We start from the raw sequence: 22,657 nt of genomic DNA on the forward strand, positions 1-22,657 counted from the left end.
ACTCGCGCGGCTAATCCAGTCGAGAGGTCAGCTCGCGCACCAGCGGATCGGTGCCGGACGGCTTGTTCTGGCGCCGCAACGCCTCCGACAGCACCGACAGCACGGTCCCGACCTGGATGTCGTCGGGCAGCAGCGATGCCGCCCGGCGCGCCTCGGCTTCCGCGCCCTCGGCGTCGTCGGCGTTCAGCAGCACGTGGGCTGCCCGCAGCACGACGAACACCCGCCAGCTCTCGTCTCCCAGCGACACCACCAACGACTCGGCGTCGCGGTAGTGCTTCATCGCCAGGGCGAACTCGCCCGCCTGGCCGTGCACCCACGCGCGGATCGCCACGATCTCCGCCTGCCGCCGGGTGACCTCCTGCGGGTCGTCCAGCGTCGGCAGCAGCGCCTCGGCCTCGTCGACGGCCGCGCGGGTCTCGACGATCTCGTCCTCCGGCAGGTTCGAGGCCAGCTCGATCAGCGAGCCGATCGCCTCCGTGGCGTTGCCCTCCTGCTGCCACAGCGCGGAAGCCGCGCGCCACGACGCGGTCGCTTCGTCGTGCTTCTCCAACCGGCCCTGCACGGAGGCGAGTGCGTCCAGCAGGAACGCCCGGCGCCCGATCTCCTCCGGCGGCAGCAGAACGGAGGCTTCACGCAGGTACCGCTCGGCCGCCGGGAGTTCGCCCAGCTTGCGGCACACCTGCCCGAGCCGGAACACCACCTGCAGCCGCAGGTCCTCCTGGCCGTCCTGCAGCAGCCGCAGCGACTCCTCGAGCACCTCGGCGGCCTCGACGAACCGGTCCGTCTGCACGTAGCCGCCGCTCAGCGCGAAGCAGAAGTGCGCGGTGTGGCCGGGGGAGAGGTGCACGCGCGAGACCGCCACGGCCTCGCGCAGGTCGGCCAGGCAGGCGCCTTCCTGGTCCAACTCCTGGATCGAGGCCACCTGGTACCAGCGCGCCTCCGCGGATTCCGGCAGCGGGAACGCTGTCACGAACGCGCGGGCTGTCGCCATCGCGTCGGCAGCGCGGCCCATCAACGTCTCCAGCCGCAGCCGCAACCGGAAGCCCTCGAACCGGGCGCTCGCCGGCAGCTCGCCCGCCATGGCCGCCACGATCGCCGCGTACGCGCCGTCGAGGTCCTGTTGCCGCGCCTGGTGTTCCGCCGCCTCGACCAGCACCCGGCCGCGCAGCTCCGGAACGTCCAAAGAGGACGCCAGTGCCAGCATCTCGGAGGCTCGCTCGTGGGCGTGCGTGTCGTCCAGCAGTTCGGCCAGCGTCAACGCCGCGACCGTCCGGGTGAAGTCGCTCTCGGCCTCGGCCAGGCACCGCTCGGCGACCGCCAGGCCGTCCTCCATCCCGATCGCCAGCCGCGCCTGGTAGCGCAGCGCGAGATCGGCGGGCAGCGCGGTCAGCAGCGTTTCGAACGCCGCCGGGTCGAACGGCACGAGCCCCGTCGTCATCCGCCGGATGCCCGCGTGCGCCGCGAGATCGGGCGGCAGCAACGAGTCCATGTCCGCGGGCAGCGAGTCGAGCATCCGCCGCGCCTTCACGAAGTCGCCCTGCTCGTACAGGGTCACCATCGCCTCGGCGATCTCCACCGGGTCGCCGAACACGACGGACTCCTCGGCGGGAGCCGCCGTCACCACCGGTGCGGACGGAACGGCCAGCTCGACGTGCGGGTAGTCGGGCTGCGCCAAGGACTGCGAGACCCGCTCGTGCCACGCCGGCGTCCCGTTGCGGTCGTCGAAGGAGTCCGCCAGCTCGAGCGCGCGCGCCGCGAGACGGTCGAGCAGCGCGGATGCCGTCATCAGACCGACGTTCGGCACGTCGAACTCCACGTCGGGCGAGATCCGTTGCAGCAGAACGGAAGCGCACTCGGCGAACGACATCTCGTCGGCCGGCAGCTGGACTGTGGTCACCTTGTGCAACGACCGGCGCAGGATCTCCTCGCCGCGGGGTACGTTCCCCGTCAGCGCGCAGAACCTGATGTGCTCGTGCACGTACGAGGTGATCTCGTCTTCCTTGATCAACCGGTACGCGGTCGTGTGCGCGTGCGCCGCCCGTTCGGTGTCGCCGATCTCCAGCAACGGCCACAGCAGCGCGGACAGGATGCCCTGTGGCTGCGTGGCGCAGTTCGTGTTGCCGGACAAGCCTTCCCAGCCGTGCGCGGCCGCTTCCTGGTGCCGGCCCAGCCGGGCCAGCATCCAGACCTGCTCCTCGACCACGCACGCGTCGCAGTCCGCCATCGGGCCGGACTCGGTCGCCAGGTACTTCCCGAGGTGCTCGGCGAGACCGACCATGTCACCGACGTGGTAGGCGTGCTCGGCGCGCGCACCGTGCACCGGCTGCACCGAGAACCCGAGCCGTCCGTACCGGTCGGCGAGCTGCCCGATCACCGCTTCCAGCTGCTCCAGCGTGAACCGCGGGTCCCGGCGCAGGCCGGTCGCGACCCACTTGTGCGACCAGTTCAGCGAGTGGATCTCGTACTCGTTGAACGCCTCCGGGTCCTTCTCCTCGGCGGCGCGCACCCACGCGAACGGCGCCAGCATCAGGTCGTAGCGCGCCAGGTAGTACGCCGAGTCGATCATCGCGACCCGGCACGACACCCCGAGCGGCAGGTGCCCGAGCGCGTCGGACATGCGCGCGGCACGTTCCAGCGCCTCGTGCTTCGGCATGCCCGTCGGCATGTTGTACGCCTCGAGAAACGCTCTTTCGGCGTCCTCGGCGGTGAAGTCGGCCATGATCACTTACCCCCAACGGCGCGGTCGAGAAGTTCGAGGAACGAGCGGTTCAGCGCCGCCGTGTCCTTCGGTCGCATCGCTCGCCGAGCCTGCAGAACGGCGTGCACGTACAGAGATTCCAGCGTCAGCTCGACCAGCGCCGGGTCGGTCAACCGGGCCAGGCGCTGCACGAGCGGGTTGCGGCAGTTCAGCACCAGCTGTTCCGCGCGGGAGGAGTCCGAGCCGGCGGTCAGCTGCCCGAGCAGCTCCGCCCACAACGGGTCCGTCGTCTCCTCGGCGGTCTGCTCGGTGTCGAGCTTGCGCTGCTGCTCGGCGTTGCTGATCAGCAGCGCGGGCAACGAGACCGGGTCGAAGTCGCGGATCACCGCGTCGCAGTCGTGCCGGTCCAGCGCCGCCGCGGCCTCGGACAGCCGCAGCCGCAACGCCGTCTCGATGTCCGGCTCCGGATCGGCCAGCGCCGCCAGCAGCTCGGAAGGCGCCACCCGGCGCGCGACCGCGGGGCCGTCCAAAGCACTGAGCCGGTTCAGCAGCTCCATGTCGTAGGCGTACCCGGCGTTGACCAGCCCGAGTCCCTGCGCGGCCGCGACCGGTGCCAGCTGGTGGAACTCGTCGACGTCCGGGATGTAGAGGATCGCGCCGTGCTTGCGCTTGAACTGCCGCAACGGGATCGCGCCGTCCGTGGTCTCGAACGGCAGCCAGCGCTCGACCAGCCGCAGCATCTCGTCGTCGGAGCGCGCCAGCGACTTGATGCCCAGGTGGTGTGCCGCCAGCAGCTCACCGGCGCGGCGCGGTTCGATCGCGTCCAGCCTGATCAGCCAGTCGCGGATCTGCTCGCCCAGCTCCTCGCGGACCGCCAGCAGCATCTCGTCCTGGTACAGCGACTCGCGCGACGCCGTCGGCCGGATCGCGGACGCGTCGACCACGCACCGCACGAAGTACGCCCAGTCCGGCAGCAGGCCCTCGACGTTGTCACCGACCAGCATTCGCTTCAGATACACCCGGTGCGTCTGCCGCGTCCCGGGGTGCACGCCCTCCGGCAGCACGAACGCGACGCCGGTCAGCCCCGCGGCCTCGACCTCGATCGGGATCGCCTCGAACGGCTTGAACCCGAAGGTCTGCTCGCAGTACTCGGTCAGATCGGCGTCTTCGTCGTCCCACGGCCGTTCGCCCCGCGTGACCACCGCGCCGTCCAGCGTCACGGCGGCCGGGAGCAGGTCGCCGTAGTCGCTCACCAACGGCCGCACGACGTCCGCCTCCAGCCAGTGCTCGCTGCCGCGCGACGCGGTCAGCACCACCGTCGTGCCGACCGGTACGACCTCCGCTGTGTCCACTTCGGACACCGTGTAGTTGCCCGATGAATCCGCTTCCCAGCGCACCGCCGAACCACCGCGAGCGGACCGCGTGATGACTGTCACTGAAGAAGCGACGAGGAAGCACGACAGCATGCCCACGCCGAACTGCCCGAGGAACCCCTCACGGGCGAACCCCAGGTCATCGCGCTTGGAGGTGCGGCCGAGCGTCGACAGCAGCTCGTGCACCTCGGTCTCGGTGAGGCCCACTCCGGTGTCGGTGATCCTGAGCTCCGGACCGCAGGTGATCGTGACCTCGGCCGGGCAGGACGGGTCGAGCTCACGCCTCGCCGTGATCGCGTCGACGGCGTTCTGCAGCAGTTCCCGCACGTAGACGCGCGGACTGCTGTACAGGTGGTGGCTGAGCAGGTCGATGATGCCGCGCAGGTCGACGCGGAAGGTGTGCGACATGATGCCGCCCATCCTAGGGACGCGTAAGGGGCCGGTGCCGCTCTTTAACGGAACGTCCGGGAGAGGTCAACACGTCACCGACTAGGATCGGCCTGTTGATTTCCGAAGTCCGTGACGGGAGCTGTCCACCAACCATGTCCGGAGCCAACGACCCGTACGACCCGAAGCAGGTCGCGGCGCTGTCGGCCGAGCACCTCGACGCCGCTGTGCAGAAGGCGCGCGAGGCGTTCGCCGGAGCTGCCGACCTCGAGGCCCTGGCGGCGGTCAAGCCGGGCCATCTCGGTGACCGGTCGCCCGTGCTGCTGGCCCGCCGCGAGATCGGTGCACTGCCTCCCAAGGCGAAGGCCGACGCCGGCAAGCGGGTGAACGAGGCGCAGTCCGCGATCAAGACCGCGTTCGACGAGCGCTTCGCCGTGCTCCAGGTCGAGCGCGACGAGCGGGTGCTGCGCGAGGAGTCCGTCGACGTCACGCTGCCGTGGGACCGCTTCCCGCGCGGCGCGCGCCACCCGATCACCACGCTCGCCGAGCGCATCGGCGACGTCTTCGTCGCCATGGGCTACGAGATCGCGGAAGGCCCCGAGCTCGAGACCGAGTGGTTCAACTTCGACGCGCTGAACTTCGGCAAGGACCACCCGGCCCGCTCGATGCAGGACACCTTCTACATCGCGCCGTCCGACTCCGCGCTCGTCCTGCGCACGCACACCTCGCCGGTGCAGGCCCGCACGCTGCTCGACCGCGAGCTGCCGGTGTACGTGGTGTGCCCCGGCCGCACGTTCCGCACCGACGAGCTCGACGCGACCCACACCCCGGTGTTCCACCAGGTCGAGGGCCTCGCGGTCGACAAGGGCCTGACCATGGGCCACCTCAAGGGCACGCTGGACGCCTTCGCGCGTTCGATGTTCGGCGAGGACTCCAAGACGCGCCTGCGCCCGTCGTTCTTCCCCTTCACCGAGCCGTCGGCAGAGGTCGACGTCTGGTTCCCGGAGAAGAAGGGCGGCGCCGGCTGGGTCGAGTGGGGCGGCTGCGGCATGGTCAACCCCAACGTGCTGCGCGCCACCGGCGTCGACCCGGACGTCTACTCGGGCTTCGCGTTCGGCATGGGCCTCGAGCGGACCCTGCAGTTCCGCAACGGCCTGCCCGACATGCGGGACATGGTCGAGGGCGACGTCCGCTTCACCCAGCCATTCGGAACGGAGGCCTGAGCCGGATGCGAGTCCCGGTCAGCTGGCTGGTCGAACACCTCGGTTTCGACGAAGTCCCCACGCCCGACGAGCTCGCCGAGGCGTTCATCCGCATCGGCATCGAGGTCGAGGAGGTGAGCCCGCTCGGTCCCGTGACCGGCCCGATCGTCGCCGGTCGCGTCGTCGAGATCGAGGAGCTCACCGAGTTCAAGAAGCCGATCCGCTACTGCAAGGTCGAGGTCGGCCCCGAGCAGGTCAACCAGATCATCTGCGGTGCCACGAACTTCGTCGAGGGCGACTCGGTCGTCGTCGCGCTGCCCGGCGCCGTCCTGCCGGGCGACTTCACGATCGCCGAGCGCAAGACGTACGGCCGCGTGTCCCAGGGCATGATCTGCGCCTCCGACGAGCTCGGCATCGGCGACGACCACTCCGGCATCCTCGTGCTGCCCACCGGCACCGCGCAGCCCGGCGACGACGCGCTGGAGCTGCTCGGCCTGAACGACACCGTCATCGAGCTCGCGCCGACCCCCGACCGCGGCTACGCGTTCTCGGTCCGCGGCCTGGCCCGCGAGATCGCCTGCGCGCTGGACGTGCCGTTCGGCGACCCCGGCGTGATCGAGATCCCCGAGGCCGAGGGCGAGGTGTGGCCCGTCCACATCGAGGACCGCGCCGCCTGCTCGCGGTTCGTCGCGCGCAGGGTCACCGGTGTCGACCCGACCGCGCCCACGCCGTGGTGGATGATCCGCCGCCTGATGCTCGCGGGCATGCGCTCGATCTCGCTGCCGGTCGACATCACGAACTACGTGATGCTCGAACTGGGCCAGCCGCTGCACGCGTTCGACGCTTCCTCGCTCTCCGGCGCGCTGACGGTCCGGCGCGCACACGCGGGCGAGAAGCTCACGACGCTCGACGACTCGGTGCGCGCGCTCGACACCGACGACATCGTGATCGCCGACGACTCCGGCGTGATCTCACTGGCCGGTGTCATGGGCGGCGCGTCCACGGAGGTCCAGGACGCGTCCTCGGACATCCTGCTGGAAGCCGCGAACTGGGACCCGGCGTCCATCGCGCGCACGGTCCGCCGGCACAAGCTGCCGTCCGAGGCCGCGAAGCGCTTCGAGCGCACCGTCGACCCCGCGCTGGCGCCGGTGGCGCTGGAGCGGGCGGCGAAGCTGCTCAACCACTACGCGGAGGGCCAGATCAAGCCGGGCCGCACCGACGTCGGCCGGGCCACGCTGCCCGAGCCGGTGTCGATGCCGATCGACCTGCCGGACCGCATCGCGGGCGTCCGCTACGCCCGTGGCGTCACCGCTCGCCGGCTCGGCCAGATCGGCTGCCAGGTCTCCGTGACCACCTCGGACGACGGCCAGACGATCGTCACGGCCGTGCCGCCGACCTGGCGCGCGGACCTCGTGCAGCCCGCCGACCTGGTGGAGGAGGTGCTGCGGCTGGAGGGGTACGACACGATCCCCTCGGTGCTGCCGCCCGCCCCCGCCGGCCGCGGCCTGACCGAACAGCAGCGCCGTCGCCGCACCGTGTGGCGCACGCTGGCCGAGGACGGTTTCGTCGAGGTCAAGCCGTTCCCGTTCATCGACCCGTCGGTGTTCGACAGCTTCGGCCTGGCCGCGGAGGACATCCGCCGCAACACGGTCGGCGTGCTGAACCCGTTGGAGGCGGACAAGAACGTCCTCGCCACCACCCTGCTGCCCGGGCTGTTGGAGACGCTCCAACGGAACCTGGCCCGTGGTGCCAAGGACGTCGCGCTGTACAACATCGCGCAGGTGACTTTGCCGCGCGCGCAACAGGTTCCGGTGCCGTCCCTGGGCGTCGACCGCAAGCCGACCGAGGCCGAGGTCGCGTCGATGCTCGCCGCGCTGCCGCAGCAGCCGCTGCACGTGGCGGGTGTGCTGGTGGGCCACCGCGAGCTCGCCGGCTGGTGGGGCAAGGGCCGCATGGCCACCTGGTCGGACGCCGTCGAGGCCGCCCGCCGCGTCGGTGAGGCCTACGGCGTGTCGTTGCGCGTCGTGGCTTCCGACCTGCTCCCGTGGCACCCCGGCCGCTGTGCCGAACTCCGCGTGGGCGACTGGCCCGTCGGTCACGCCGGCGAGCTGCACCCGAAGGTGATCGAGGCCCTGGGCCTGCCCAAGCGCACCGTGGCGTTCGAACTCGACCTCGACGCCCTCCCGCTGGACGACCACCGCCCGGCGCCGATGGTGTCGGCGTACCCGCCGGTGCTGCTGGACGTCGCGCTCGTCGTGGACGCCTCCGTGCCGGTGCAGTCGGTGTCCGAGGTGCTCGGCCGCTCGGCCGGTGAACTGCTGGAGGACATCCGGCTGTTCGACGTCTACACGGGCGAGCAGGCGGGCGAGGGCAAGAAGTCGTTGGCGTACTCCTTGCGGTTCCGCGCGCCGGACCGCACGCTGACGGTGGAAGAAGCGACGAATGCTCGCGATGCGGCCGTCGCAGCCGCCGCCGAACGTTTGGGTGCAGCCCTCCGCGCCTGATCGGTTACACTTGGTGAAGCCCGGGATTCTTCGTGAATCCCGGGCTTTTCTGCGTCATGAGTGCCCTGACCTCTAGTCCGCGTGCGCGGGTAGCCGATCCATGCGCGATGACAACAGTGCCTGCCGGGCCCTTGTTCTGGTGTCTTGTGCACGCTGTGTAGTGATTGAAGGTTCTTCAAACTTGGTGCCGTACCCACCGAGCACCACCCCAGGAGAACCAAATGCGCAAGCGCACCGCAGTCATCGCAGCAGTCGCCGTCCTCGCCGTCGGCGGAGGCGTCGCCTACGCCGCCTGGTCCAGCACCGGCGCCGGTTCCGGTTCGGTCGGCTCCACCGCGAGCGTCAACTCGACGATCAGCCCGGTCAACGGCGCGGGCGGCCTGTACCCCGGCGCCACCGTGAGCTTCCAGGTGACGATCAACAACCCGAACGGCTACCCGGTCGCGGTCACGTCGATCAGCGCGGGCGCCTCGCAGCTGACCGCCGACGGCTGTGCCGCGGGCACCGTCACCAGCCCGGCCGTGAGCAACCAGGGCACGATCGCCGCCGGTGAGTCCGGCACCTACACGCTGCAGGCGACGATGAACGCCGACGCCGCGGACAACTGCAAGTCCCAGACCTTCACGCTGCCGCTGACCGCCGCGCTCGTCTCGGCCGCCTGAGTCATGCGCCGCGCCCTGATCGTGCTCGCCGCGCTGCTGGTGCTCTCGCCGGTGTCGAGCGCGGCGGACAGCCCCGCCAAGGCGTTCACGATCGCGGACGCCGGCGCCGCGACGGGGTTGGTCCCCGGTGGGACGGTGACCCGGCAGGTCCGGGTCACCAACCCCAACAACCAGGCCATCAAGGTCACCCGGCTCGACACCTCGGTCGGGCGACCCTCCCCGAACTGCCCGGCGAACACGGTGACCGTGGACGCCCTGGCGGCGCCGGTCCTCATCGCCAAGAACAGCTCCGCCGACGTGCACCTCACCGTCCGGATGGCCCGCACGGCCCCGGACGCCTGCAAGAACCTCGTCTTCCCCCTCACCTACTCGGGAACGGCCATCAAGCCATGATCAGCTTCAGGGAACTCGTCCGGAGGCGGTACGTCCGCCGGGGTGTCATCGTCTTCGCGGTCATGACGGCCGCGCTCGGTTCCGGCGTCGCCTACGCCGCCTGGACCAGTTCCGGCACCGGCAGCGCCACCACGAAGGCGGGCACCGCACTGGCTCCGGTGGTGACCGGCGGCGCGGTCACCACCGGTCTGCTCTACCCCGGCGGCAGCGGCAGCGCCGTCGTCACGGTGTCGAACCCCAACCCGTACCCGGTGACGGTCACGTCGATCGCGCCGAACGGCACCGCCACGTGCGGCGTCTCCTTCGCCGAGCGGTTCCCCGGCACCCAGCTGGCCGCCCAGAGCGGTCCGGTCGCGATCACGTTCACGGTGTCGATGGCGTTGAGCGCGGCGAACTCCTGCCAGGGCGCGGCTATCGACGTCCCGGTGCTCGTCACGATCGCGAGCGGGACCGGCGCATGAAACGGCCCGTGATCGCGGGAGCCGCGGTGCTGTGCCTGCTCGCGGCACAGCCCGCCTCGGCGGCCTGGCAGACGAGCGCCCCCGGAACGGCCAAGGCCAAGGCCGGGACCGTGCAGCCGTTGGTGATCACTTCGTGCGTGCAGGGCAGCCCCGCGGTCGTGAAGTGGGAGGCGGTGCCGGGCGCTTCTATGTACACAGTATTGTGGCAACAGGGAAACGGGGCCAACGCGCCGTACTCCAACAGCGGCACCACGTCCGCTCTGACGTACTCAGTGCCTGACTCGATCAGCCGGGTTCGGGTGCAGGCCACGGTCGGCAGCTGGTCGACCAACTACACGCAGATAAATTGTTCATGAAAGTTCATACGATCGGCTGAGTCCCGGAGATCGGGATTTGGGATCAAACCAGCAGGTGGTAGCCCTGCGTAGCTGTCAAGGTGCCAAAGGTCCCGCATTACACAGGGAAAACGGCAACCGTCGGACGCTTGCGCAGTACGTGAAGCTTCTCCAAGATTGGCGACGCGGCCCGCTAGGGCCGAGGGGCGAAGCGATGAACCACCGGGCGAGTTTGGTCGCCGGTCCGGTGGGGAGCTAGAGGCGAACCCACCGCCTGGAGCAACAACTCTGGAGAGTTGCGCCATGCGTAGTCTGGGACCGCGCCTTGAGATCGCCGTGTCGTTGACGATCCTCATGGTCGGCGCGGCTGTCGTGGCGGCCATGCATCTGACGTGGCCCGAGCAGCAGCTGCCGGCGATGGCGTACTCCGTGAGCAGCGGCGAGTCGGACACGCTGCAGCTGAAGCCGTTTGAAATCAACGACATCTCCGGCGCCGCGGTGGAACTCACACCAGGTGCCGAGGGTGAGCGCACGGTGCGGCTGTCCAACCCGAACCCCGTCGACATCATCGTCGAGAGCCTGTCCGCGGTTCCTGGTCAGCCGCTCGACGCCACCCAGCAGCGCGTCGCGGCGTGTCCCGCCGGCGTGCTGACCGTCGTCCCGCTCACCGACATCGTGGAGATCCCCGCCGGAGGCGCGGTCGAGGTCACCATGAAGGTCCAGGTCGCCACGGATGTTCCGTCGGCGTGTGCCGAGCTCGTCTTCCCGCTCACTTACTCGGGTCGCGCGAAACACGGCTAAGAAGCCGCTCACGCGCCGTCGGCCATTCCGCAGGAATCATCGAGTAGACGACCGTGTCGCGCTGGGACCCGTCCGGCCGCGTGACGTTCGCGCGCAGCACCCCGTCCCGGACCGCGCCGAGCTTCTCGATGGCCCGCTGCGAGCGGATGTTCGAGGCATCGGTGTACCAGGCCACCCGCAACGCGCCGCGCACCTCGAACGCCTCGGACAGCAACAGCAACTTGGCCTCCGGGTTGATCGCCGTGCCGTGCCACGCGCTGCCGACGATCGTGTAGCCGATCACCAGCCTGCGGTGCTCCGGCGCCACCTCGTAGAACGACGTCGTCCCCACCACGCGTCCGGTGGAGACCTCGATCTGCGCGAACGCCTCGCGCTGGCCTTCCGCCGCGAGAATCCATCCGCGCATCTCCGCGACGTTGCGCGGCTGGCTGCTCAGCAACCACGTCCAGATTTCCGGGTCCTGGGTGGCCTCGAAGAGTCCCTCGGCGTGATCGGGCGACAGCGGCTCCAGTCGTACGTGCTTGCCTTCCATGAGACGCACCTTAGTGCTGTGACCGTCAGCCTTCGCCCCGTATTCCGCTGCTCAGACGGGTGCATCGTGGTGCCGGCCCCACGTCCTCATCCTGGTTGGCTGTGGGCGTGGGGCCGGTGCCGCGAGGCGCCCTGCTGAGCACCGGAAGACGCGGCGGAGGTTGGCGGTGACAGCACTACATGTGCTTGAGGGCTTCGCGCCTGGACAGAGGGGAGAGGCCGGGCCTGGACTCCACGAACGAGCGCACCCATCCCGGTTCGGTCCTCGCGAAGTCCCGCAGCGCCCACCCGATCCCCTTGCGCAGGAAGAAGTCGCGATCGTCCACGTTGGCGTCGACGCACGCGGTCAGCAGTTCCACGTCGGTCGCGCCCTTGGCCCCGAGCTGGCAGATGATCGACGTCCGCCGCCGCCACTTGTCCGCGTCGACGGACCACTTCAGCATCAAAGGCCGGACGATCTCCGGCGCCGACCGCAGCAACGGCCCGACGCGACGAGCGGCGATCTCGTCCACGTAGTCCCACCACGCGCCGGTCACGATCATCTCGTCGAACCACGGCATCAGCTCGACCGACTGGAAGCGACGGTCCCCGCTCAGCGACAACGCAACGTACCGCTCCTCGCGATAGGTCGCCTCGCGCCACAACGTCTGCACGGCTTCGAGCCACTCGTCCCGATCGGTCAGCACCGGCAGTGACTTCATCAGCGTCACCCGCTCCGGCTTCGGCACGCCCAGGAACGGCATCTCGGACTTCATGTACGCCTGCATCTCCGGCGCTTTCGCGGGATTCGCGAGTTCCTCCAGTCCTGCCCGGACCGCCTGGATCAAGGAAACCTCAAGGCTCACTGGAACACCGTATAGGCAGAAGGAGTAGGCCGTTGAGATCGATGGCCCATTCGCGCGCAGAGTGCTAACGAACACGCAAAGCATTGCTTGTCCGAGCGTGTGTGTGAACGGAAAGCCCGTCGGACGCGACTACGATTCGCATTCATGCGCGTGCTCATGGTTGTGGCGGCGCTCGTGCTCACCAGCATGGGTGCCACCAAGGCGGAGACGGTGGATTACCTCGATCTGCCGCTGGTCAACGGAAACGGCGAAGAACGGGGTGGAGTCCACCCCGACCTGCCGTACGACCGGGCCACGATCGAGCGCGCCCTGGACGGTTATCGCGGCAAGGGCATCGCGCCGGCCCGGTTCCAGGCGTTGCTGTGGCAGTACTGGATCGTCCGCGCCGCCGAGGACGCGGGCGTGCCTCTGTCCGAGTGGGACCCGCAGCGCTCCGCCGAGCACAACCGCGCGACGATCTTCGCCGTCTACGACTTCTACGCGCGGCTGTACGTCACGCACCCGGACACGTTGCGGTGGATGGGTTTCGCGAACATCGGCGCACCCGCGTTCGCCGCGGGCATGCTCGACCTCGGCACCGTGCCGGAGCTCCGCTGGTTCTCGTCGATGCTGATGTCGATGCAGAAGCACATCTTCATGGACCTCGGCGCGATGCACGCCGCCTACCTGCACGGTGGGATCAAGGCCGTGGAGGAGATGCGCGACGCGGGGATCATCGACCCGGCCACCACCGCGGCGTGGGCGGATCCGGCGCAGGCCGTCATGGAGTTCTCGTCGCGCGAGCAGAACCTGGTGATCGCCGAGCAGTTCGACCGGATGCGGTCCCGGTTGCTGCCGCCCGGTGAGATCGTCACGTACGCGATCACGGTGGCCGGTCCGATGCCGGTGCCGGGCGGGAAGACCCCGGCGCGGTACCGGCCGTTGTTCGGCGGTCCGTTGCCCGCGTTCAACTACGCGGACCGGGAAGCCCGGTGGGACTTCCTCAGCAACGACACCGTTCCGGCCTACGAGCGGTTGTCGAAGGACTCGGTGCGCAAGATCGTGCAACGGCCGTTCGCGGACCGTGTCGCCGAGTACCGCGCCACGGCCCGCTTGATCGACCTGATCGTGCCCTTCAGGAGTGGCGAATCCCGGACCGGAGTTCGCTGAGCACGGTCAGCCGTTCCTCGTCGAGGATGCGCTGCGTCGTGACGCGGTCGGGATAGCAGCGCATGAACATGTTCGTGAAGTGCGTTCCGTAATGAATGACGTCATCCCCGTGGGGATCGTCCAACGGGCGCACGACGGCTTCGAAGTTCGGCTCGTGGAAGTACGCCATCGTGAACCGTTCGCGGTTGTTCAGCAGCACCTTGTGCGGCGTGGAAAGCAGCTCGCCGCCGGTGAGGAACTGCAGGATGTCGCCGGGGAACACGGTGAAGACGTGCTGGACCGGTTCGACGAAGTTCCAGCCCTCCGCGTCCTGGAAGCACCCGGCGGCCGACTCGTCGGCCAGCCAGTTGCGCGGCCGTTCCTCGCCTTCGATCGGTGGACGGACGTACAGCCCGCCGACGTCGTCCTGCGCGGCCAGGACGAGCATGCCGTAGTCGGTGTGGGCGCCGATGCCGCGGTCGACCGTCTCGGATCTGGTGGGGAAGCGCAGCACCCGCATGTGGTGCCAGCCGTCGGCGGTCAGCCTGGTGAAGGTGTCGATGTCGAGCCCGAAGCCCAGTGCGGTGAGCTTGAGGATCTTCTCGCCGGCGTCGCCGAGCATCGCCATGAACTCGCCCATGGCGTCGCGGTAGCCGTTGTCGGGCCACGGCACCGGTCCGTGACACGGCCACTTCTCGGCGACGCGCGAGTCGTCGAGCGGAACGTCCTTGCAGACCGTGAAGATCTCCGAATAGTCCGCGATGCCGTCGGTGACCTCTTCGCCGGACGCGATGTAACCGGCGTAGGTGAGGTCGCTGACGAGCCGTGATTTCTCTTCGAGGGTCAAACCGTGGAAGAACCGTCTGCTGGCCGCCATGGCCTCTTCGGTCTTCCGGTCCTGCACCGCGTCGGTCGCGATCTGCAGAATCCCGTCGGCCTGCCAGGCTGCGATCAGCCGGCGGCCGAGGTCGACGTCGTCGTCCGAGCCGGTGACGGCCTCGGGCAGACGGAAGGTGCTGAGTTCGGTCATGGCCCAACGAACGAACCTTGTGGCCATAGGGTTCATATTTCGTTCAGGGGTGGAATCGGATCCGTCTTAGTAGGCTGCGGACCATGACGCCGTACGACTACGACCTGATCGTCATCGGCTCTGGCCCTGGTGGCCAGAAGGCGGCGATCGCGGGTGCGAAACTGGGCAAGCGCGTAGCGATCATCGACAAACAGGAGATGGTCGGCGGCGTCTGTGCGAACACGGGCACGATCCCGTCGAAAACCCTGCGCGAGGCCGTCATGTTCCTGACGGGCATGAGCCAGCGCGAGCTGTACGGCGCGAGCTACCGCGTCAAGCAGGACATCACGATCAGCGACCTGATGGCCCGCACGCAGCACGTGATCGGCCGCGAGGTCCAGGTCGTGCGTGCGCAACTGCACCGCAACGGCGTCGACCTCCTGAACGGCTTCGGCCGGTTCGTCGACGAGCACACCATCGCGGTGGACGGAAGTCACCGCGGCGACCACACCACGATCACCGGCGAGTTCATCGTGATCGCGACCGGCACGACGCCCGCCCGTCCGTCCGTGGTGGACTTCGACGAGGAGCGGATCCTCGACTCCGACGAGGTTTTCGCGCTTCAGGAGATCCCGTCGTCGTTGGTCGTGGTCGGCGCCGGCGTGATCGGCATCGAGTACGCCTCCATGTTCGCCGCGCTGGGCACCCGCGTGACGGTCGTCGAGCAGCGCGAGAGGATGCTGGACTTCTGCGACCCCGAGATCGTCGAGTCGTTGAAGTTCCACCTGCGCGACCAGGCCGTCACGTTCCGCTTCGGCGAGAAGGTCGTGAACGTCCAGGTCTCCCAGGGCGGCACCATCACGACCCTGGCCTCCGGCAAGCGCATCCCGGCCGCCGCGGTCATGTACTCGGCTGGCCGCCAGGGCACCACGGAGAGGCTGGACCTGGGCGCCGCGGGCCTGGAGTCCGACAACCGCGGCCGGCTGAGTGTCGACGAGCACTACCGCACGCCGGTCGAGCACATCTACGCCGTCGGTGACGTGATCGGCTTCCCGGCGCTGGCCGCGACGTCGATGGACCAGGGCCGGCTGGCCGCGTACCACGCGTTCGGCGAGCCGGTGCACGATCTGACCGCGTTGCAGCCCATCGGCATCTACACGATCCCGGAGATCTCGTACTGCGGCGCGACGGAGACCGAGCTGACGTCGTCCGCGATTCCTTACGAGGTCGGCATCTCCCGCTACCGCGAGCTCGCGCGCGGTCAGATCGTCGGCGACGCGTACGGCATGCTGAAGCTGCTCGTGTCCACTGTGGACCGCAAGATCCTCGGTGTGCACGTGTTCGGCACCGGAGCGACGGACCTGGTGCACATCGGCCAGGCCGTGATGGGCTGTGGTGGCACGGTCGACTACCTCGTCGACACGGTCTTCAACTACCCGACGCTGTCCGAGGCCTACAAGGTCGCTGCTTTGGACGCCACCAACAAGATTCGCGCCCTGGACCGCTTCACGACCCAGTGATCACGACCGGGTCAGCCCGGCGTCGTGGGCCACGATGGCGGCCTGCACGCGGTTGGCGCACTCCAGCTTGGGCAGGATCCGGCTGATGTGCGCCTTCACCGTGCCGGTCGCCAGGTAGAGCTGCTCGCCGATCTCGGTGTTGGACAGCCCCTCGCCCACGAGCCTGAGCACCTTGCGCTCGGTGTCGGTGAGCGTGTCGATCTTGCGGCGCGCCTCCGACCCGTCGTCCGGCGCGGTGAGGTGGCGTTCGATCAGGCGCTTGGTGATCTGCGGGGCGAGGATCGGTTCGCCCCGCGCCGCCTTGCGGACGGCGTTGATCAGCTCCTGCGGCGGGGTGTCCTTGAGCAGGAATCCGGTCGCGCCGACCTTCATCGCCTGCGCCACGTAGGAGTCTTCGCCGAACGTCGTGAGCATGACGACGTTGGTGTCCTTGGCGATCTGCTCGGCCGCTTTGAGACCGTCGCCGCCGGGCATGCGGATGTCGAGCAACGCGACGTCGATCTGGTGGGCTCGGGTGAGTTCGACGGCCTGCCTGCCGTCGCCCGCCTCGGCGACCACGGTGATCTCGGGGTCGTTCTCCAGGATCAAGCGGATCCCGGCACGCATCAACGTCTCGTCGTCGGCGATGAGGACTCGGATCACGCCCCGCACACTACGGCTTCTCCTGCGTCTTCGAGTGGAGCTTGCCGTCACGGAAGCACAGCTTGTAGTGCAGCTCCGTGTTGTGCGAGGTCTGGAACCGCGAGCACCCGTCCACCCCGAGCTGCCCGACGCCGAACTGGTCGAGGACCTCTTCCTCGGGCGTGACGCCGACCTTCAACGAGTCGAAGTACGGCGCGTTCATCTGCGTCGGGTTGAGCAACGCGAACAGCAACAACACGATCAGCGCACCGGCGATCGGCAGCAACGCCAACAGGCCGAGGCACCCGCCGCCCAGGACGCGCGGCACGGTCAGCACCTCGGCCGCGAGCGGTGGCGGTACTTCGGCGACCTCGGTGACGGCCTGGTCGGACTGCGCGGCGGGGTGCAACGGCACGTCCGCCGCCACCCGGAAGCCGCCCTCGGCCGGTGGACCCGCGCTGAACGAGCCGCCGAGCAGGCCGACCCGTTCCTCCAGGCCGATCAGGCCACGCCGGGTGCCCTTGCCCGGCACCGCGGAGGCCGGTCCGTTGACGACCTGGATGCGCGCGCGGCCACCCTGCACCGCGACCTGCACCCGTGTGCGAGCGGACGCCGCGTGCTTGTGCACGTTGGTCAGCGCCTCGCGGACCACCCGGTGCACGGCGCGGCGGGTGCGGGGGTCGGCGCCGTGCAGGTCGTCGCCGGACCAGTCGAGCGAGACGGAGATCCCCGCGTTCAGCGAACTCGCGACCAGCGCGGCGATGTCGGATCTGGTGCCGGTGTCCTCGTCCAGCGTCTCGGGCTCGGGGTTAGTCCGCAGCACGCCGAGGATCTCGCGCAGCTCGGCCATCGCGAGCGACGACGTGGTGCGGATCAGCTCGGCCTGTTCGTGCAGCTGCGGCGCGCGGGAAGCGGTCGCGAGCTCCAACGCCCCGGCGTGGATGGAGATCAGGCTGAGCCGGTGGCCGAGCATGTCGTGCATCTCGCCCGCGATGTGTGCGCGCTCCTCGGAACGTGCGGACGCGGCGGTCAACGCCCGTGCGCGCTCCAGGTACTCGTTGCGCTCCTGCAGCAACCGGACCATCGGCCGGCGGCGGCCGAGCAGCATCCCGGACACGGCGGGGAAGAGCACGAAGAACACCGAACCGACCAGCGCGCCCAGCAGCGCCTCGTCCCACGGCAGGATCTGGTAGCTGACCTGCACCAGGCTGAACGCGCTCTGCAGCAGCATCGTCGCGCCCAGCAGTGCCCACAGCCGGCCCAGCCGGGGAACGCGCCGGCACGCGGCGAAGATGACGAACGCCGTGGTGGCCTGCGCCCAGAGGTTGTTGACCGCGAAGAGCGGTCCGGTGAGCAGCAGCGCCCACTCCGGTTTGCGCGGCGCGAGCCAGACGAGCCCGGCGATCCACAGCGCCGTCGCGACGGTCAGCAACGAGTGGGGAACCGGGGCCAGCGGAGCGATCAGCGGCACCAGGCCGACCAGGAACGCGAGCACCGGCCAGACGAACCTCATCGGGCCAGCTCCTTCTTCGCGACCAGCACGCTCCTGCGGTCGAAGCACAGCTCGAAGTCGCGGTCGGCCGAGTCGCGCACGTGGTAGCGGAAGCACCCGGTGTTCTTCGACGGCACGCCGAAACCGTGCTTCTCGGTGACGTCTTCCTCGTGCGCGACCGACACCTGGAACGCGTCGTACTCCTGCCTGGTCATCTCGGCGCGGCTGAAGACCGCCACGACGAGCAGGACGAACGCCGTGCCGAGCGCCGGGATCACCGAGAGCGTCGCGAGGCAGCCGCTGCCGACGACGCGCGGCGTGGTCAGGATCTCGGCGGTGATCGGCGGTGGTGCCTCCGCGACGGCACCCGCCGCACCCGTTTCCTCCTGCACCACCGGGTGCAACGGCAGGTCGGCGGCCACCCGGAACCCGCCGGCGTGCGGTCCGGCGGCGAACGACCCGCCGATCAGCTCGACGCGTTCCTCCAGCCCGATCAGCCCACGGCGCGTGCCGCCACCTCGGGGCTCCGCGCTGGCACCGTTGACCACCTCGACGACGACCCGGTCGGTCACCGACACCGAGACGCGCGTTCGTGCTGACGGCGCATGTTTGTGCACATTCGTGAGTGCCTCACGCACGACCCGATGCACAGCCCTCCGCAACCGTGCGTCGGCATCGGCCAGGTCGGCGCCGGACCAGCCGAGATAGACGGACACGCCCGCAGCAGTAGACGCCGCCACGAGCCGTTCGACGTCCGCGCGTGTGCCCGCGTCCTCGTCCGCATCGGCTGATGTCCCGAGCACGCCGAGGATCTCGTGCAGCTCCTCCATCGCGACGGCGGACGTCTTGCGGATCAGCTCAACCTGTTCGCGCAGCTCAGGGGCTTGTTCGGCGGCGGACCGCTCCAACGCGCCCGCGTGCACGGTCAGCTGCCGGAGCCGGTGGCTGAGCATGTCGTGCATCTCGCTCGCGATGTGCGCGCGAGTGGCGGACCTCGCGGTGTTCGCGGTCAACAGCCGTGCGTGTTCCAAGTAGTCGTTGCGCTCCATCAGCACCTGCGTCAACGGCTTGCGCCGCCCGACAAGTGCACCGGACACGGCCGGGAACACCAGCAGGAACACGACCGTGAACGCCGTACCGAGCAGGTATTCGGTCATGCCGTCGCCCGCGCGCCACGAGTGCAGCGCGCCGAAGCCGGCCTGGAGCACGACCGTGGCGCTCACCAACGCCCACAGCTGCCACGGCGAACGAACGGACCGGGCCGACCGGAAGATCACGAGCGAGGTCGGGGCGATCGCGAGCAGGTTGTTCACCGCGTTCAGGGGAGTGGTGAGCAAAATCGCCCACCGCGGCCAGCGCGCGCTGATCGGCACGAGCGCGGCCGCCCACGCGGCGGAGGCCACGATCAGCACCGGCTCGATGGGCCTGCCGAGCGGTGCCAGCAGCGTCACCAGCCCCAACAGGAAGGCGCCTGCCGCCCACAGCCCGTCGCGCAGACTCACTTTCACGCTGATCATCATGGTCGACCCGCCCGGACCGACCCAGCGCCAGGTGGCCCCGATCGGGTGGCCGGGTGGCCATAGTCAGTTGAGTGAGTTTGCACGACCGTGCATAATCATGCGCATGACAGTGAGGATCGCGGTCGCGGGCGCCAGCGGGTACGCGGGTGGCGAGCTGCTCCGCCTGCTACTGGCTCATCCGGACATCGAGATCGGCGCCCTGACGGCCCACAGCAGCGCCGGCGACTTGCTGCTCAAGCACCAGCCGCACCTCCTGCCGCTCGCGGACCGCCGGCTCCAAGACACCACAGTCGAGACCCTCAAGGGGCACGACGTGGTGTTCCTCGCACTTCCCCACGGTCACTCAGCCGAGCTGGCCGGGCAACTCGGCGACGACACCGTGGTGATCGACTGCGGTGCCGACCACCGGCTGACCAGCGCCGACGACTGGACGCGGTGGTACGGCGGTGAGCACGCGGGTACCTGGCCGTACGGACTGCCGGAACTTCCCAGCCAGCGGGACAGGCTCGTGGGAGCGCGCCGCGTGGCCGTTCCTGGCTGCTACCCGACGGTGTCCTCGTTGGCACTCGCACCGGCCGTGGACCTCATCGAGGACGAGGTCGTCATCGTCGCCGTGTCGGGCACAAGCGGTGCGGGCAAGTCGCTGAAGCCGAACCTGCTCGGGTCCGAGGTCATGGGCTCGGCCAGCGCGTACGGCGTCGGTGGCGCGCACCGGCACACGCCCGAGATCACCCAGAACCTCTCAGCGGCGGCCGGCCGTCCGATCAAGGTCAGCTTCACGCCCGTGCTCGCGCCGATGTCGCGCGGCATTCTCGCGACCTGCACGGCCACGCTGCGAGACGGCGCAAACGTTCGCGAGGCCTACGAGAAGGCGTACGCGAACGAGCCGTTCGTGCACCTGCTGCCCGAAGGATTCTGGCCGACGACGAACGCCGTTCTCGGGTCGAACGCCGTCCAGATGCAAGTCACCGTCGACGAGGACCTGGGCAGGCTCGTGGTCGTGGCCGCCGTCGACAATCTGGCCAAGGGCACCGCGGGTGCCGCTGTCCAGTGCATGAACCTCGCTCTCGGACTGCCGGAAACGACCGGCCTCTCGACCGTTGGAGTCGCTCCGTGAACCGCAACAAGGGCGTGACCGGACCTCAGGGCTTCCGTGCCGCCGGGATCGCCGCCGGAATCAAGGAATCCGGCGCTCTCGACTTCACGCTCGTCGTGAACGACGGGCCTTCCGATTCCGCCGCCGGTGTGTTCACCACGAACAAGGTGAAGGCCGCGCCGGTGTTGTGGTCGCAACAGGTGATCCAGTCCCGACGACTCACCGCGGTCGTGCTCAACTCCGGCGGCGCCAACGCGTGCACCGGTCCCGAAGGCTTCCAGGACACCCACGCCACCGCGGAGAAGGTCGCGGAGGTGCTCGGCACGGGCGCTGTCGACGTCGCGGTCTGCTCGACCGGCCTGATCGGCGAGCGCCTGCCGATGGACAAGGTGCTGACCGGCGTGGAGAACGTCGTGAAGGCGCTGGACTCCTCGGTGGAGGCCGGGCTCAACGCCGCCACCGGTGTCATGACCACGGACAGCCGCCCCAAGCAGTCGTGGAAGGCCTCCGAACAGGGCTGGTCGGTCGGCGGGTTCGTGAAGGGCGCGGGCATGCTCGCCCCGAACATGGCCACGATGCTGTCGGTCATCACCACCGACGCCAAGATCTCCGGCGACCAGCTGGACAAGGCACTGCGCCTGGCCACGGGTCGTACGTTCGACCGGCTCGACGTCGACGGTGGCACGTCCACCAACGACACCGTGCTGGTGCTGGCTTCCGGTGCTTCGGGTGTCGAGCCTTCGTTCGAGGACTTCACCGCGTTGCTGACCGAGGTCTCCGCCGACCTGGTCAAGCAACTGCAGGGCGACGCCGAAGGTGTGACGAAGGAAATCAGCATCACCGTCAAGCAGGCCGCCACCGAGGCCGAGGCCGTCCACATCGGACGGACCGTCGCCGAGGACAACCTGGTCAAGACCGCGTTGTTCGGCAGCGACCCGAACTGGGGCCGCATCGCGATGGCGCTCGGCCGCGCGGACGCCGAGATCGACCCGGACGTGCTGCAGATCCTGATCAACGGAGTGTCGCTCTACCGCAACGGAACCCGCGACCGCGACCGCAGCGAAGCCGACCTGTCCGGCCGCGACATCGAGATCGTCATCGACCTCAACGTCGGTGACGCCGAAGCCACCGTGCTCACCACGGACCTGTCCCACGACTACGTCGAAGAGAACAGCGCTTACTCCTCATGAACGCACAAGAAAAAGCGGCAGTCCTCGTCGAAGCGCTGCCGTGGCTGGAGCGTTTCCGCGGCGCGCTCGTGGTCGTCAAGTACGGCGGCAACGCCATGGTCGACGACGAACTGAAGAAGGCGTTCGCCGAGGACATGGTGTTCCTGCGGCTGTGCGGCCTGCGCCCGGTCGTCGTGCACGGCGGCGGACCGCAGATCAAGTCGATGCTGGACAAGCTCGGCATCCACAGCGAGTTCCGCGGTGGCCTGCGCGTCACGACCCCGGAAGCCATGGACGTCGTGCGGATGGTCCTGGTCGGCCAGGTCGGGCGTGAGCTCGTCGGCCTGATCAACCAGCACGGTCCTTACGCCGTAGGCATTTCCGGCGAGGACGCACACCTGTTCACGGCCACGCGACGTGGTGCGATCGTGGATGGCGAAGAGGTCGACATCGGCCTCGTCGGTGACATCACCGAGGTCAACCCGGACGCGGTGCTCGACATCGTTCGTGCGGGCCGTATCCCGGTCGTGTCGTCGGTCGCGCCGGACATCCACGGCGTGCCGCACAACGTGAACGCGGACACGGCCGCCGGCGCTCTCGCGGTCGCTCTCGGCGCGGAGAAGCTCGTCGTGCTGACCGACGTCGAGGGCCTCTACGCGAACTGGCCGGACAAGTCGTCGCTGCTGAACCAGATCCGCGCCGCAGAGCTGGAGAAGATCCTGCCGGACCTGGAAAGCGGCATGGTGCCGAAGATGGAGGCCTGCCTGCGCGCGGTGCGCGGCGGGGTTCCGCAGGCGCACGTGATCGACGGCCGGCTGGCCCACAGCGTGTTGCTCGAAGTCTTCACCACTGAAGGTGTCGGAACGATGGTCTTGGGGGACAACAAGTGACCACGCGTTGGCAACAGTCC

The 22,657-nt window shown here is 69.1% G+C and carries 20 protein-coding genes; 12 read left to right on the forward strand and 8 right to left on the reverse strand.

Translation table 11 applies throughout. The features are described from left to right. Window positions 1-10: 10 nt before the first annotated feature. Together ACWGE0_RS37430 and ACWGE0_RS37435 are read right to left on the reverse strand one after the other, a co-directional pair. Entirely contained in the window at window positions 11-2,719 is a 2,709-nt protein-coding gene (locus tag ACWGE0_RS37430; protein WP_452265607.1) for a hypothetical protein, read from the reverse strand. A gap of 2 nt (window positions 2,720-2,721) precedes the next feature. Beyond that, on the reverse strand, window positions 2,722-4,479 hold the full coding sequence (locus ACWGE0_RS37435; protein ID WP_452265608.1) for an HSP90 family protein: 1,758 nt from the start codon (window positions 4,477-4,479) through the stop codon (window positions 2,722-2,724). Between the two features lie 134 nt (window positions 4,480-4,613). On the opposite strand from ACWGE0_RS37435, the gene pheS reads away from it, so the two are divergent. The 7 genes from pheS to ACWGE0_RS37470 all read left to right on the forward strand — a co-directional run bounded on the left by pheS (window position 4,614) and on the right by ACWGE0_RS37470 (window position 10,816). After that, window positions 4,614-5,681, forward strand: a complete 1,068-nt coding sequence (gene pheS / locus ACWGE0_RS37440) for a phenylalanine--tRNA ligase subunit alpha (protein WP_452265609.1) — start codon at window positions 4,614-4,616, stop codon at window positions 5,679-5,681. 5 nt (window positions 5,682-5,686) lie between these two features. After that, window positions 5,687-8,164, forward strand: a complete 2,478-nt coding sequence (gene pheT, locus ACWGE0_RS37445) for a phenylalanine--tRNA ligase subunit beta (protein ID WP_452265610.1) — start codon at window positions 5,687-5,689, stop codon at window positions 8,162-8,164. 221 nt (window positions 8,165-8,385) lie between these two features. Beyond that, on the forward strand, window positions 8,386-8,826 hold the full coding sequence (locus ACWGE0_RS37450) for a hypothetical protein (protein ID WP_452265611.1): 441 nt from the start codon (window positions 8,386-8,388) through the stop codon (window positions 8,824-8,826). A 3-nt stretch (window positions 8,827-8,829) separates the two neighbouring features. Then, window positions 8,830-9,219, forward strand: a complete 390-nt coding sequence (locus ACWGE0_RS37455) for a hypothetical protein (RefSeq protein WP_452265612.1) — start codon at window positions 8,830-8,832, stop codon at window positions 9,217-9,219. Beyond that, window positions 9,216-9,680: a hypothetical protein gene (locus ACWGE0_RS37460; protein WP_452265613.1), complete on the forward strand. Its 465-nt coding sequence runs from the start codon at window positions 9,216-9,218 to the stop codon at window positions 9,678-9,680. Before ACWGE0_RS37455 ends, ACWGE0_RS37460 begins: the two co-directional genes overlap by 4 nt. Beyond that, window positions 9,677-10,036: a hypothetical protein gene (locus ACWGE0_RS37465; protein ID WP_452265614.1), complete on the forward strand. Its 360-nt coding sequence runs from the start codon at window positions 9,677-9,679 to the stop codon at window positions 10,034-10,036. Before ACWGE0_RS37460 ends, ACWGE0_RS37465 begins: the two co-directional genes overlap by 4 nt. Before the next feature lie 282 nt (window positions 10,037-10,318). After that, complete coding sequence (locus tag ACWGE0_RS37470; RefSeq protein WP_452265615.1) at window positions 10,319-10,816, forward strand: hypothetical protein; 498 nt, start codon at window positions 10,319-10,321, stop codon at window positions 10,814-10,816. Here ACWGE0_RS37470 and ACWGE0_RS37475 read toward each other — a convergent pair. Next, a complete protein-coding gene (locus ACWGE0_RS37475; RefSeq protein ID WP_452265616.1) occupies window positions 10,785-11,348 on the reverse strand; it encodes a GNAT family N-acetyltransferase in 564 nt (187 codons plus the stop codon). The genes ACWGE0_RS37470 and ACWGE0_RS37475 overlap by 32 nt on opposite strands. Before the next feature lie 175 nt (window positions 11,349-11,523). Continuing rightward, entirely contained in the window at window positions 11,524-12,192 is a 669-nt protein-coding gene (locus ACWGE0_RS37480) for a DNA alkylation repair protein (protein WP_452265617.1), read from the reverse strand. A 144-nt stretch (window positions 12,193-12,336) separates the two neighbouring features. Between ACWGE0_RS37480 and ACWGE0_RS37485 the strand changes: the two genes are divergently transcribed. After that, entirely contained in the window at window positions 12,337-13,341 is a 1,005-nt protein-coding gene (locus ACWGE0_RS37485) for a hypothetical protein (protein WP_452265618.1), read from the forward strand. Here the strand turns inward: ACWGE0_RS37485 and ACWGE0_RS37490 are convergent. Next, window positions 13,307-14,350: a 2-oxoglutarate and iron-dependent oxygenase domain-containing protein gene (locus tag ACWGE0_RS37490; protein WP_452265619.1), complete on the reverse strand. Its 1,044-nt coding sequence runs from the start codon at window positions 14,348-14,350 to the stop codon at window positions 13,307-13,309. The two genes, ACWGE0_RS37485 and ACWGE0_RS37490, sit on opposite strands and share 35 nt — an antisense overlap. 83 nt (window positions 14,351-14,433) lie before the next feature. Here ACWGE0_RS37490 and sthA point away from each other — a divergent pair, with 83 nt between their 5' ends. Continuing rightward, on the forward strand, window positions 14,434-15,849 hold the full coding sequence (sthA, locus tag ACWGE0_RS37495; protein WP_452265620.1) for a Si-specific NAD(P)(+) transhydrogenase: 1,416 nt from the start codon (window positions 14,434-14,436) through the stop codon (window positions 15,847-15,849). On the opposite strand, the gene ACWGE0_RS37500 is transcribed toward sthA, so the two are convergent. From ACWGE0_RS37500 to ACWGE0_RS37510, 3 genes are read right to left on the reverse strand one after another with little or no spacing between them, the layout of a single operon-like run. Then, on the reverse strand, window positions 15,850-16,491 hold the full coding sequence (locus ACWGE0_RS37500) for a response regulator (protein ID WP_452265621.1): 642 nt from the start codon (window positions 16,489-16,491) through the stop codon (window positions 15,850-15,852). A 10-nt stretch (window positions 16,492-16,501) separates the two neighbouring features. Then, window positions 16,502-17,983 carry a histidine kinase gene (locus ACWGE0_RS37505; protein WP_452265622.1) on the reverse strand — a complete coding sequence of 494 codons (1,482 nt, stop codon included), beginning with the start codon at window positions 17,981-17,983 and terminating at the stop codon, window positions 16,502-16,504. Next, entirely contained in the window at window positions 17,980-19,470 is a 1,491-nt protein-coding gene (locus ACWGE0_RS37510) for a sensor histidine kinase (protein WP_452265623.1), read from the reverse strand. Before ACWGE0_RS37510 ends, ACWGE0_RS37505 begins: the two co-directional genes overlap by 4 nt. Before the next feature lie 115 nt (window positions 19,471-19,585). On the opposite strand from ACWGE0_RS37510, the gene argC reads away from it, so the two are divergent. The 3 genes from argC to argB are packed head-to-tail and all read left to right on the forward strand — an operon-like array spanning window position 19,586 to window position 22,637. Then, on the forward strand, window positions 19,586-20,599 hold the full coding sequence (gene argC / locus ACWGE0_RS37515) for an N-acetyl-gamma-glutamyl-phosphate reductase (RefSeq protein WP_452265624.1): 1,014 nt from the start codon (window positions 19,586-19,588) through the stop codon (window positions 20,597-20,599). Continuing rightward, the gene (argJ, locus tag ACWGE0_RS37520; RefSeq protein WP_452265625.1) at window positions 20,596-21,768 is read left to right on the forward strand and encodes a bifunctional glutamate N-acetyltransferase/amino-acid acetyltransferase ArgJ; all 1,173 of its coding nucleotides are present in this window, start codon (window positions 20,596-20,598) and stop codon (window positions 21,766-21,768) included. Before argC ends, argJ begins: the two co-directional genes overlap by 4 nt. Then, a complete protein-coding gene (gene argB / locus ACWGE0_RS37525) occupies window positions 21,765-22,637 on the forward strand; it encodes an acetylglutamate kinase (protein WP_452265626.1) in 873 nt (290 codons plus the stop codon). The genes argJ and argB overlap by 4 nt, the downstream gene beginning before the upstream one ends. The last annotated feature ends 20 nt before the right edge of the window (window positions 22,638-22,657 follow it).

Source organism: Lentzea sp. NPDC054927, from assembly GCF_053610285.1.

Coding starts and splice junctions, on each gene's coding strand:
- pheT (WP_452265610.1), top strand. CDS start 5,687: ATGCGAGTCCCGGTCAGCTGGCTGGTCGAACACCTCGGTTTCGACGAA.
- ACWGE0_RS37475 (WP_452265616.1), bottom strand. CDS start 11,348: ATGGAAGGCAAGCACGTACGACTGGAGCCGCTGTCGCCCGATCACGCC.
- argC (WP_452265624.1), top strand. CDS start 19,586: ATGACAGTGAGGATCGCGGTCGCGGGCGCCAGCGGGTACGCGGGTGGC.
- pheS (WP_452265609.1), top strand. CDS start 4,614: ATGTCCGGAGCCAACGACCCGTACGACCCGAAGCAGGTCGCGGCGCTG.
- ACWGE0_RS37465 (WP_452265614.1), top strand. CDS start 9,677: ATGAAACGGCCCGTGATCGCGGGAGCCGCGGTGCTGTGCCTGCTCGCG.
- ACWGE0_RS37470 (WP_452265615.1), top strand. CDS start 10,319: ATGCGTAGTCTGGGACCGCGCCTTGAGATCGCCGTGTCGTTGACGATC.
- ACWGE0_RS37505 (WP_452265622.1), bottom strand. CDS start 17,983: ATGAGGTTCGTCTGGCCGGTGCTCGCGTTCCTGGTCGGCCTGGTGCCG.
- ACWGE0_RS37430 (WP_452265607.1), bottom strand. CDS start 2,719: ATGGCCGACTTCACCGCCGAGGACGCCGAAAGAGCGTTTCTCGAGGCG.
- ACWGE0_RS37450 (WP_452265611.1), top strand. CDS start 8,386: ATGCGCAAGCGCACCGCAGTCATCGCAGCAGTCGCCGTCCTCGCCGTC.
- ACWGE0_RS37460 (WP_452265613.1), top strand. CDS start 9,216: ATGATCAGCTTCAGGGAACTCGTCCGGAGGCGGTACGTCCGCCGGGGT.
- sthA (WP_452265620.1), top strand. CDS start 14,434: ATGACGCCGTACGACTACGACCTGATCGTCATCGGCTCTGGCCCTGGT.
- ACWGE0_RS37455 (WP_452265612.1), top strand. CDS start 8,830: ATGCGCCGCGCCCTGATCGTGCTCGCCGCGCTGCTGGTGCTCTCGCCG.
- ACWGE0_RS37485 (WP_452265618.1), top strand. CDS start 12,337: ATGCGCGTGCTCATGGTTGTGGCGGCGCTCGTGCTCACCAGCATGGGT.
- argB (WP_452265626.1), top strand. CDS start 21,765: ATGAACGCACAAGAAAAAGCGGCAGTCCTCGTCGAAGCGCTGCCGTGG.
- ACWGE0_RS37435 (WP_452265608.1), bottom strand. CDS start 4,479: ATGTCGCACACCTTCCGCGTCGACCTGCGCGGCATCATCGACCTGCTC.
- ACWGE0_RS37490 (WP_452265619.1), bottom strand. CDS start 14,350: ATGACCGAACTCAGCACCTTCCGTCTGCCCGAGGCCGTCACCGGCTCG.